Source organism: Methylobrevis pamukkalensis (assembly GCF_001720135.1).
In the GTDB taxonomy this organism is placed as follows: domain Bacteria; phylum Pseudomonadota; class Alphaproteobacteria; order Rhizobiales; family Pleomorphomonadaceae; genus Methylobrevis; species Methylobrevis pamukkalensis.
In genome coordinates, this window is the sequence record NZ_MCRJ01000176.1 from 1 (window position 1) to 5520 (window position 5520).

Sequence of the window (5520 nt, forward strand, 5' to 3'; positions counted from 1 at the left end):
ACCGAGGCCGCGCCCAAGACGCGGACGCCGCGCGAGGGCACCAAGCAGGCCACGCTGATCGCCATGCTGCGCGCGCCGGATGGAGCGACCATCGAGGAGATCATGGCCGCGACGGGCTGGCAGTCGCACACGGTGCGCGGCGCGGTGGCAGGGGCGCTGAAGAAGAAACTCGGGCTCGAGGTGACCTCGGAGAAGGTCGAGAACCGGGGGCGCGTGTACAAACTCCCCGCCGCCTGACGCACCGGACCCCGACAAGTTGATGGACGCCGTCCCTCCGGGGCGGCGGCTTCTTGGTTTAGCGGCGCCTCCGGCCAACGTGAAACAGCCGGTTTCACGCGCGACTGTCGCGGTCCTCGCGCGAAAATCGCACTTCACGCACGATATTGCATTTTCATGCAAAGAACCTATCTTCCGTGCGAACCCGGATGAAAGGCAGACACCTATGGCATTTCGAGCAGACGAGGCGGCACAGGACGGCTACGAGCGGGCGCGACGGATCTTGGTCCTGTCGCCCGGGGTCGATGCCGACCAGCGAGAGAAGGCGGACGGCGCGCTGCAGGACCTGATCGACACGCATGGTCCGGTCGTGCGCGGGTATCCGACATGGCACCCCTTGGTGCCGCAGGACAATCCGCAGATGCCGGTGACGGACCCCAGCGATCGTTGCGGGTATCAGGGTCTGGACCACACGATCTATTTCGCACACGCGTTCGTGTCGTGCCCCTACGGAGATGGCTCAAAGATCATCGAGTCTGTCGAAGCGATGGAGCCACATCCCTGCGCCACGATTATCGCCGAGCGGCTGGACGTTCCCTTCTACAATTCGGGTACCACGCCGATCCTCGTCCGCTGCGACTGGCACGAAGCATTTCCCGAGCGCCACATGGTGCCCAAGAAGCTCGCCGTGCCGCTGATGATCCAGCAAGAGATGCGAATGTGGCACCGCGCTGAAGTCGGCGAGCGGTGGGATACGATGCGTCCCTACCTGCTCGGTGATCCCCATGGGTCGCGCTCATCGCTGTTCGTCAATCAGGAGACGGCGATGGCGATGAAGCGCGTTTACGCGGCGATGGTGGAGTCCGGCATGTTCGGGCCGCTGCGAATGGACTGACGCGTCGTTCATCATCGCGGCCGCGCGCTCGATGTTCGGAGCTTTCGCACCCGTATTGCCTCGAACAGCCGCCGCAGGACGTAGGACCGCGCGATGCTCACCACGGTGAACACTGCACCCATCTTCAGGTTTTGCGCCAGCGTCGTGTGCAGCCCGAAGACCGGGAAGATCAGGATCTGCGTGACGACGGCGACGCCGTAGCCGACGACCACGTTGGCGACGGACTCGACCAGCGACATGAGGCGGGATTGCTTCATGCCGCAGCCTCATCCATCGGCCAGCAACTCAGCTGCCAAAGTTCGCAGCGCGTGCGCTGCAACCAAGGGGACCACACCGTTGCCACAGAGCCGAAGCCGGTCCACCCGGTGGGCCAGCCCATCAGCGCCTCGACGAACAGCGGGTTCAAGGTCCGGCGCGGCTCGGAGGTATCGCTCCCAGCCATCGGCGTCACCAGGACCTGGCGGCCAAGCAGACCGTTCACCGGTGTGTTCGCCAGCGTCGTCGCCCCGTCCTTGTGATCCCGCGCCGTCGGCGTCATCCACATCTGACTGGCATGGGTCAGATCGGCTGTCTTGCGATTGCCCGCGCTCGGTTTGTTCCCGTCGGTTGCCATCGGCGTCGGCCAGTCCCGCGCCATGCCGTCCAGACCCTTCTCGTGCTTCCGATCTCCGCCCCGGCTGCGAAAGCTGTCGGTCTGCGGCGTCGGCCACATCGCGGCTGTCGTCGCGAGGTTCATGCCGTGCTGGCCCGCAGCCTGCGATGGCGTCGGCTTCGTCTGCCGGTTCTCGTTGGCGCTGGCCCTCGGTGTCGGCCAGAGCCGCAGCAGCTCCGTCCGGTTCCCGCCACTCGACCGGGTGCCAGAGCAGGCGCGCGGGGTCGGCCAGCTCGTCGCTCTCGCGGACAGCGAGGATGAAGAGCCGTTCGCGTTTGTGGGGCGCGCCGACCTCCGCCGCCGTGAAGAGACCTGCCGCAAGTTTGTAGCCCATGCCGACCATTCCTGCGGCGACTTCGGGGAAGCCGAGGCGGAGATGATGGGCGACATTTTCGAGGAAGACGAAGGGCGGCTCGACCTCGCTGATGATGCGGGCGACATGCGGCCAGAGGTGGCGTGGGTCGTCCGCACCCCGGCGCTTGCCCGCGACGGAGAACGGCTGGCACGGATAGCCCGCAGTGACGATGTCCACCGCGCCACGCCAAGGGTGGCCGTCGAAGGTGGCAACATCGTCCCAGACAACAGCCTGATCCAGGGACGCGTCTTCCATCCGCGCCACGAGAGTGGCTGCGGCGTAGGTTTCCCGTTCGACATGGCCCACAGCACGATATCCGGGGATGGCGATGGCGAGCCCGAGGTCGAGACCGCCCGCGCCGGAGCAGAGGGAGAGGCCGAAGAGGCATGCGTCTCCGGCCCCGGAAGCGCGTCCGGAGGAAGGTAAAGCCAGGTCATGCATGTCACGCGGCGGTCTGGCGCTTTCGCGCGGGTTCGGGGGCGGCGTCCGGGTCCGGCGTATCGGCCCGGGCCTCGACATCGTCGCCCAGCCGCTCGGTCCTCACCTGCGCGAAGGTCCGACCGTCGCCGTCAAGGATCGCGTCGCGGCCGGTCTCGGCCTGCCAACGTTCCACGGCGACATCGACATAGGCCGGACTGATTTCCATCGCGAAGACGCGGCGGCCGTTGGCCTCGCCCGCCATGATCTGCGAGCCGGAGCCCGAGAAGGGCTCGTAGCAGAGGCCGCCCCGCGCCACATGCTGGCGCATCGGGATCCCGAACGCGTCCAGCGGTTTCGGGGTCGGGTGATCAGGGCGCTCGTCCTTGGCGAAGGACGGCATCTCCCAGGTCGATGGCAGCGTCTGCTCGGCCACCTTCGGCGGACGGTTCGGGCGGCGCCAGCCCATGAAGCAGGGCTCGTGTTTCCAGAGGTAATGGGAGCGGGTCAGAACCCCGCGGTCCTTCACCCAGATGATCTGCTGGTGCACGAAGGCGCCTGCCTTTTCCCAGCACGCCTCCAGCATCGCCTGGCGGCGCGAGGCGTGCCAGCAGTACCAGGCCGCGTTCTCGGCGATGGCCTCCGCCACGGCGGCCGCGATGAAGCCGTCGTAGAGTTCGGCCCCTTGGCTGCTGTCGTCCCAGGTTACGCCGTAGGACTGCGACCAGTCCTTGTTGCGCGTCGGGTGGTTCGAGCCGTCGTAATCGACGAGATAAGGCGGGTCGGTCGCGAACAGCACCGCGCGCTCTCCGTTCATCAGACGGCGCACGTCGCTGCGCTGGTGCTGTCGCCGCAGAGCAGCCGGTGATCGCCGAGGATCCACAGATCGCCGGTACGCGAGGCCGGGTTGCGCGGTGGTTCCGGGATGGTCACCGGCGGCACGGAGCCCCCGGCGCCACCGTCTTCACCGTCCTCTTCCGGCACGAAGGCCAGCAGCTTGTCGAGCTCGCCGTCGGAGAAACCGACCAGCGACAGGTCGAAATCCTCGGCCAGCAGATCGTTCAGTTCGGCCGACAGCAGCGCCTCGTCCCATGTGCCGAGCTCGGTCAGCTTGTTGTCCGCGATGCGGTACGCCCGCCGCTGCGCCTCGGTTAGATGCCCGAGCACGATCACCGGCGCTTCCGTCAGCCCGAGTTGCGTCGCCGCCAGCACGCGCCCGTGCCCGGCGATCAGTTCGCCGTCGTCGGCGACGAGGCAGGGCACGGTCCAGCCGAACTCCGCCATGCTGGCCGCGATCTTCGCGACCTGGTCCGCGCCGTGCGCCTTCGCGTTCCTCGCGTAGGGCTGGAGGCGCGACAGCGGCCACATCTCGATCGCGTCAGGGGCGAAGCTCAGCGTCATGACAGGAAAGGTTCCTCGGTCGGCTGGATGCCGATGGCTTCCGGACTCCGGATGCCGTGCCGGACTCCACACGGGGTCCAGCGGCTACCAGCGGTGTCCGATCGAAAGGCCAGCGTTCATTGGTGTTTGCGCAGCGCGCGAGTGGCTCAGGCTTCCGGGTGGCTTCCCAAAAATCCGGCCCTGTCGCTGGCGATGTCCCGCGCTTCGCCCGCCAGCATACGAATGTCGCCAGGAAGGAACCGGAAACTGCCTCGGGCTGGACCCCGGCCGGACCCTCGCTCGATACCGGGGTCCAGCAGGCCCCTGCAACGCAAAGGGGAGAGCGGGCTTTCCAACGCACTCTCCCCATCTTGCCTTCGGAATAGCACGATCATGTTGCAGATGTCGAAGGAAAAAGTGTTGCAACACATTGGAGTCACTGCGCATTCAGGCGCGCAGCGATCTTGGTCAGCGCCAGCTGCCAGCGACGCCAGGCGGTCGTGCGGTCGCACCCCAGCTCGCCGCTGATCTGCTTCCACGGCACCCGGGCCGCGCGCGACCAGACCAGCTTGCGCTCCGCTTCCTCGATCCAGAGCACCCAGTCGAAGGTTTGCTCGAGCCGGGTGATCGCGGCGGCCGAGGGCCAGACCCGCATCGGCTGCGGCTCCATCGCCGCGATCTCGCGGCTGGTCCGCACGATGTCGGGCCAAGTGTTGAAGTAGCCCTTCGCCTTCACGGGCGGCAGCTTGCGCAGGGTGCGGAACGCCTCCTCGAAATGATCGGCGACGCAGTCGGCGGTCCATTCGCGATCAGCCATGGCGCGACTCCCTGTCGGCAGGGCGCGGGCCGTAGAGCTTCTCGCCGAGCTGGCGGACCAGTTCACGCTCGGGCCAGGTGAGGCGGTCGTCATCGGCGGAGACCGCGAGGACGCCCTGTTCGTGCCAACCCTCGCGCTTGACCTGCTCGGGATCCCGGCGCCGACCGCCGTAGCCGTGGGGATGCCATCTCATGCGACACCTCCCTTCGTCTCGATCGCCCAGAGAAGGATGGCGATGGCGTCGGCCTCGTTGTCGTCGGCCGGGCTGAAGCCGCGGGCGCGGACGGCGGCGACCATGGCGGCCTTGTCGGCGTTGCCCTTGCCTGCGGCATGACGCTTGATCGTGCCGACCGGGACGCCCTCGTAGGGCACGCCCCGCAGCTCGGCCCATGCGGTCAGCGTGGCCATGAGCCCGCCGTAGATGTGGCTCGCGTCGGTGCCTGCGTGGCGGCGGACCTCCTCGAACCAGATGGCGGCGACAGGACCGGAGAGCCGGTCGACTTCGGTCAGCCAGTTGGTGAAGCGCAGGTAGCGCATGCCGCCGCCATCGAAGCGGCCCGGGCGCAGCGAGACGGTGCCACTGGTGATCAGACCGTCATGGCCGCGGATCGCCCAGCCGGTCGAAGTGCCGAGATCGAGCGCGAGGGTGGTGCAGAACCGTGGCCCCTGTGGGGCCGCGTAAGTCTGCTCCACGCGGTGGCGGGTCGTGTCGAGCGGCAGCGATTCAAACCTTGCGCCGTCGCAATTCGGGATCAGAGTCGGCTGAGCCATGATGGGTCTCCTTTGCT

The 5520-nt window shown here is 67.4% G+C and carries 9 protein-coding genes and 1 pseudogene; 2 read left to right on the forward strand and 8 right to left on the reverse strand.

Features of this window, described 5'->3' with window-relative positions:
- Both A6302_RS19085 and A6302_RS19090 read left to right on the forward strand, forming a co-directional pair.
- On the forward strand, positions 1–237 hold a 237-nt coding region (locus A6302_RS19085), incomplete at its 5' end, for a DUF3489 domain-containing protein (protein WP_141703960.1).
- A 19-nt stretch (positions 238–256) separates the two neighbouring features.
- A complete protein-coding gene (locus A6302_RS19090) occupies positions 257–1111 on the forward strand; it encodes a hypothetical protein (protein WP_245294156.1) in 855 nt (284 codons plus the stop codon).
- A gap of 11 nt (positions 1112–1122) precedes the next feature.
- Here A6302_RS19090 and A6302_RS19095 read toward each other — a convergent pair whose 3' ends face one another.
- The 8 genes and pseudogenes from A6302_RS19095 to A6302_RS19125 all read right to left on the reverse strand — a co-directional run bounded on the left by A6302_RS19095 (position 1123) and on the right by A6302_RS19125 (position 5503).
- The gene (locus tag A6302_RS19095; RefSeq protein ID WP_069308358.1) at positions 1123–1368 is read right to left on the reverse strand and encodes a DUF7220 family protein; all 246 of its coding nucleotides are present in this window, start codon (positions 1366–1368) and stop codon (positions 1123–1125) included.
- Positions 1365–1847, reverse strand: coding sequence for a hypothetical protein (locus A6302_RS23715; protein WP_069308359.1), 483 nt, complete (start codon positions 1845–1847; stop codon positions 1365–1367). Before A6302_RS23715 ends, A6302_RS19095 begins: the two co-directional genes overlap by 4 nt.
- A 202-nt stretch (positions 1848–2049) precedes the next feature.
- Positions 2050–2637: pseudogene (locus tag A6302_RS23720) on the reverse strand (DNA cytosine methyltransferase); the annotation flags it as partial.
- A complete protein-coding gene (locus A6302_RS24900; RefSeq protein WP_245294157.1) occupies positions 2561–3352 on the reverse strand; it encodes a DNA-methyltransferase in 792 nt (263 codons plus the stop codon). The gene A6302_RS24900 and the pseudogene A6302_RS23720, both read right to left, overlap by 77 nt.
- Complete coding sequence (locus A6302_RS24905; RefSeq protein ID WP_245294158.1) at positions 3352–3936, reverse strand: ParB/Srx family N-terminal domain-containing protein; 585 nt, start codon at positions 3934–3936, stop codon at positions 3352–3354. Before A6302_RS24905 ends, A6302_RS24900 begins: the two co-directional genes overlap by 1 nt.
- Positions 3937–4351: 415 nt before the next feature.
- On the reverse strand, positions 4352–4732 hold the full coding sequence (locus A6302_RS19115) for a DUF6362 family protein (protein ID WP_069308361.1): 381 nt from the start codon (positions 4730–4732) through the stop codon (positions 4352–4354).
- Positions 4725–4925, reverse strand: coding sequence for a hypothetical protein (locus tag A6302_RS19120; RefSeq protein ID WP_069308362.1), 201 nt, complete (start codon positions 4923–4925; stop codon positions 4725–4727). Before A6302_RS19120 ends, A6302_RS19115 begins: the two co-directional genes overlap by 8 nt.
- Positions 4922–5503, reverse strand: coding sequence for a hypothetical protein (locus A6302_RS19125; protein ID WP_141703964.1), 582 nt, complete (start codon positions 5501–5503; stop codon positions 4922–4924). Before A6302_RS19125 ends, A6302_RS19120 begins: the two co-directional genes overlap by 4 nt.
- Between the last annotated feature and the right edge of the window lie 17 nt (positions 5504–5520).

Coding starts and splice junctions, on each gene's coding strand:
- A6302_RS19120 (WP_069308362.1), bottom strand. CDS start 4,925: ATGAGATGGCATCCCCACGGCTACGGCGGTCGGCGCCGGGATCCCGAG.
- A6302_RS19095 (WP_069308358.1), bottom strand. CDS start 1,368: ATGAAGCAATCCCGCCTCATGTCGCTGGTCGAGTCCGTCGCCAACGTG.
- A6302_RS23715 (WP_069308359.1), bottom strand. CDS start 1,847: ATGAACCTCGCGACGACAGCCGCGATGTGGCCGACGCCGCAGACCGAC.
- A6302_RS19125 (WP_141703964.1), bottom strand. CDS start 5,503: ATGGCTCAGCCGACTCTGATCCCGAATTGCGACGGCGCAAGGTTTGAA.
- A6302_RS24900 (WP_245294157.1), bottom strand. CDS start 3,352: ATGAACGGAGAGCGCGCGGTGCTGTTCGCGACCGACCCGCCTTATCTC.
- A6302_RS19115 (WP_069308361.1), bottom strand. CDS start 4,732: ATGGCTGATCGCGAATGGACCGCCGACTGCGTCGCCGATCATTTCGAG.
- A6302_RS24905 (WP_245294158.1), bottom strand. CDS start 3,936: ATGACGCTGAGCTTCGCCCCTGACGCGATCGAGATGTGGCCGCTGTCG.